The 1031-nt window shown below is 36.4% G+C and carries 2 protein-coding genes; both read left to right on the forward strand.

From position 1 onward, the window contains the following. Positions 1-246: 246 nt before the first annotated feature. Positions 247-750, forward strand: coding sequence for a transposase (locus M663_RS15040; RefSeq protein ID WP_273702586.1), 504 nt, complete (start codon positions 247-249; stop codon positions 748-750). 68 nt (positions 751-818) lie between these two features. Further along, a partial coding sequence (locus M663_RS15045; RefSeq protein ID WP_273702587.1) for a transposase occupies positions 819-1031 on the forward strand: 213 nt, incomplete at its 3' end.

Below are 1031 nucleotides of genomic sequence, written 5' to 3' on the forward strand. Positions count from 1 at the left end.
AAGCTAATTGCGATGTTTGAAACCGAAGTAACAACAATGGGTTAAGAGGTATCCAAAAACAACTTTCTCCCAAAATTATACGGTGAAATGCGTGTTTGCGGACTATAGATAAAGCTAAATAAAAAAATTCACCCCATAAACTAAAAAGAGCCAAAAAAGCTTAAAATAGGTGAAAACTCCATCTCATTAGTGTACAATAATATTAAAAAAAAAACACAAATACACTTAAGAAAGGAGTTTTCACCTATGGCTATTATACCACAACAAACGTTTTTTGTGTGGAGTGAAATTGAAAATTTAGGGGATTTAGAAAGATTACGTTTAGTACTTGAATATATGCCGGACGAAGAACTAATGCGTGTTTTAGAAAAAGAAAGAGGAAATGGTAGGGATGACTATCCTGTAAGAGCCATGTGGAATTCCATTTTAGCAGGAATAGTTTTTGAACATCCATCTATAGAGAGTTTAAGGCGGGAGCTATTAAGGAATGGACAGTTGCGTTTCATGTGTGGTTTTCGCAATGGGAAAGTTCCAGAAGCATATGTATACTCAAGATTTTTGAGGAAACTATTCGGGAAAGAAGAAATGATCAATGAAATATTTAATAAATTGGTAGACGAATTAGAAGAACTACTGCCGGGCTTTGGTAAGAGTCTAGCTATTGATGGTAAAGCTATTTCATCATTTGCCAAAAGAGAAAACAAAACCAAGGGAGAAGATGGGCGTCGGGATTTAGATGCACTGGAATAAAAAAGTATAAAGGTGTTCGGGAAGATGGGACAGCGTGGTCAAAAGTAGTAAAATGGTTTGGCTATCGTTTGCATCTCATAGTAGATGCAGATTATGAGCTGCCTGTTGCCTTTGAGGTAACCAAAGCTTCGGTATCAGAGGTAAAGCAGGCCCACAAAATAATAGATAAACTTAATGAAAGGCACCCAGAACTAATAGAGAGATGTGAGATACTGACAGCAGACAGAGGATATGACGATACAAAGCTTTATGAGAAGTTATGGGATGAGTACAAAATAAAG

Origin of the sequence: Thermoanaerobacter sp. A7A, from assembly GCF_000445185.1 — a bacterium.
Classification (GTDB): Bacteria; Bacillota; Thermoanaerobacteria; order Thermoanaerobacterales; family Thermoanaerobacteraceae; genus Thermoanaerobacter.

Excerpts from the sequence above, each read along its gene's own strand:
- M663_RS15040 (WP_273702586.1), top strand. The coding sequence starts at position 247 with ATGGCTATTATACCACAACAAACGTTTTTTGTGTGGAGTGAAATTGAA.